2 protein-coding genes are annotated in these 3,082 nt (G+C 65.9%); both read left to right on the top strand.

What is annotated here, in order from left to right; genetic code table 11:
• The first annotated feature begins 488 nt into the window (after positions 1-488).
• Positions 489-1,865, top strand: coding sequence for an N-acetylmuramoyl-L-alanine amidase (locus ACE3S9_RS17560; protein ID WP_374547773.1), 1,377 nt, complete (start codon positions 489-491; stop codon positions 1,863-1,865).
• Positions 1,866-2,042: 177 nt separating this feature from the next.
• On the top strand, positions 2,043-3,082 hold a 1,040-nt coding region (locus ACE3S9_RS17555), incomplete at its 3' end, for a transglycosylase domain-containing protein (RefSeq protein ID WP_374547772.1).

The raw sequence follows: 3,082 nt of genomic DNA, 5'->3' as shown, positions 1-3,082 counted from the left end.
AAGCTGGAGGACGGCGACAGGGCGGCCGCGGGGGCAAAAGCAGCAGCCCGGCGCTGCGCGGCGCCAGACAGATCCCCCGGAACGGCCTTCGCGCGGACGATAAAGCGCCGCCGAAGTTCAGTTGCAAGCCCTGACAAAATCTCTCACCAATCCTCCGGCGCGAAATCGCCGGACCCTGTCCAAGACGGCTGCCGAACGGGTCCTGGCAAAGCCTGACCGGCGCGAAACCTCTCCGCTGCTGGAGCGACGCGCCGGGGCTGAACAGCCTGACCCCTTCGATCCGGCGCGAATCTCGTCGCGCCCGAACTGGAACATTCTCTTTCTAGACGAAGGGGCGCCGCTTTGGCAAGTTTCCCACGTCTGTTGCCCCTTTACCACAGCTGGGACCGGCGCGAGGTTTTATCAAGGTAAAAACCCGTTAACGATTTCATGATCTGAGTCGAGGCTGAAAATCGGCGACACGCCGCGCAGGAGACACCGGGATCGTCATGGCCTTGCTGAGACGTAAGCCAGGATTCGCCCGTCCGGGAACGCCCAAGCGGTCCCGGCGGCGGCGTCTCGCGCTGACGCTCGCCGCCCTGCTCGCTCCGCTGACGCTCGGCGGCGGATGGGCGCAGCCGGCCGCGCCGATCGCCATCGCCGCCCATGCCGAGGCCCGGGGCCGCGACAGCCGACTGTCCTTCACCCTGCAATCCTGCGTCGCCGCCGAGGCCTATGTGCTCGACGCGCCGGCGCGCGCCATTGTCGATCTGCCGGAAGTCAATTTCCAGATCGACCCGCACGAGGGCCTCCCCGCGCCCGAATCAAAGCCGCGCCGCCACCGGCCGGCGGCGCAAAAGCCGCCGCCGCCGAGCCTGGACGCGGGCCTCATCAGCTCCTTCCGCTTCGGACGGCTGGCGCCCGGAAAATCGCGCATCGTGGTCGACCTCTCCGGTCCCGCCGCCGTCGCCTCGATTGGCTGCGCCCCGACGCCAGGCGCCGCCGAACTGACCCTCGTCCTCGCCCCGGCGACGGATGTTGCGTTCAAGGCCGCCGCTCGCGCGGGGGCCGAAAAACAGTCCCCCGTCCGAACCCCGGACGCGCCCGCCGCCGTCGCGCCGCCGCCCGGCTCGCCGGAAAAACCCGTGGTGGTGATCGATCCGGGCCATGGCGGGGTCGACACCGGCGCGCTGGGCCGGGACCATGCGGTTGAAAAAGTCGTGGTGCTCGATTTCGCCAAGGCGCTCGCCGCCAAATTGCGCGCCGGCGACCATTATCGCGTGGTTCTGACCCGCGAGGACGATGTTTTCGTGCCGCTCGGCGAGCGGGTCCGCATCGCGCGCCGGCTCAACGCCGCTCTCTTCGTCTCGGTCCATGCCGACGCTCTGGCTTCAAATGGCGACGAAGTTCAGGGCGCGACCGTCTATACCGTCTCGGACCGCGCCTCAGACGCCGAAGCCGCCCGCGTCGCCGAACATGAGAACAAGGCCGATTCCGCCGCCGGCGAGGAGGCGCAGGAAGACGCCAGCGACGTCAATGACATCCTGTTCGAACTGACCCGCCGCGAAACCCGCGCCTATTCCCATGTCTTCGCCCGCTCTCTGTCCGAATATTTCAAGGTCGCGGCGCGGCTGAACAAAAATCCCCGACGCTCCGCCGGATTTGTCGTGCTCAAGGCGCCCGACGTGCCCTCGGTCCTGCTGGAGCTTGGCTATCTCTCCAATCCCTCCGATGTGGCGGACCTGACCTCGGCCGCCTGGCGCGACAAGGCGACCGACCAGACGGCGAAGGCGATCGACGGCTTTTTCGCCAACCGCCGGCTCGAAAACGCGCCGGCCGCGCCGGTCGACGCCGCCCTCAAAGCGACACAAAGCACCGGCAACTAAGGTTTCCGACAGAACCGCCCCGACGCGCCGCCGCATATCGACGGGAAATTTGGCGTGGCTCGCGGTCCGCCGGGGTGCTATAGGCGCTGGGGCAAGACGTTCTCTCGGGCACGACGATTCCGCGATTTTTTTCGCCTGTCCCTCATGGCGTCTCGTTAGGTGCGAAAGGCTTTTTGAATGCGTTTCATCGCCCGGTTTCTCGGCTTTCTCTTCGCGACGGGCGCGATCGTTTTCGTCCTCGGCGCGCTCGCGGTGGGCGGGCTGGTCTATGTCTATTCCAAGGACCTGCCGGATTACACTCAGCTCAAGAATTACGAACCGCCGGTCATGACCCGCGTCCATGCCGGCGACGGGTCGATTCTCGCCGAATATGCGCATGAGCGCCGGCTTTACCTGCCGTCCAGCGCCATTCCCAATCTGGTGAAACAGGCCTTTATCTCGGCCGAAGACAAGAATTTCTACACCCATCACGGCATCGACCCCGAGGGCGTCGTGCGCGCGGCCATGGTGCTGGCGCAGGGCTCGAAGCACATGCAGGGCGCCTCGACCATCACCCAACAGGTAGCCAAGAACTTCCTCCTGACCAATGAGCGCTCCTTCGACCGCAAGATCAAGGAAGCCCTGCTCTCGATGCGCATCGAACAGGCCTATTCCAAGGAGCGCATCCTCGAACTCTATCTCAACGAAATCTATCTCGGCCTCGGCAATTACGGCATAGCCGCCGCCGCCCTGAACTATTTCGACAAATCGGTCCACGAGCTGAGCCTCGCCGAGACCGCCTATCTCGCCGGGCTGCCCAAGGGGCCGAACAATTACAACCCCTTTCGCAATCGCGAGGCCGCGATCGCCCGCCGCAATTACGTAATCGAGCGCATGGTCGAGAACGGCTATGTCTCGCGCGCCGACGGCGACGCCGCCAAGGCCGAGCCGCTCACGGTCAATCCGCGCGCGCTGTCGCCCAATTCGATCGCCGCCGGCTATTTTGCCGAGGAAGTGCGCCGCGAGTTGAACGACCGCTATGGCGACAAGAAGCTCTATGAGGGCGGCCTGTCGGTGCGCGCCTCGCTCGACCCGAAAATGCAGCTGATGGCCCGCAAGGCGCTGGCCGACGGCCTGGTGCGCTTCGACGAGGCGCATGGCTTCCGCGGCCCGGTCAAGCAGATCGATATCGCCGGCGACTGGGGCCAGGCGCTCGGACAGGTTCCCGTGCTGGGCGA

This window comes from Rhodoblastus sp. (genome assembly GCF_041915505.1).
In the GTDB taxonomy this organism is placed as follows: domain Bacteria; phylum Pseudomonadota; class Alphaproteobacteria; order Rhizobiales; family Beijerinckiaceae; genus Rhodoblastus.
The sequence above is the reverse complement of the archived record's forward strand: the minus strand, read 5'-3'. Positions and strand labels throughout refer to the sequence as shown.

Coding starts and splice junctions, on each gene's coding strand:
- ACE3S9_RS17560 (WP_374547773.1), top strand. CDS start 489: ATGGCCTTGCTGAGACGTAAGCCAGGATTCGCCCGTCCGGGAACGCCC.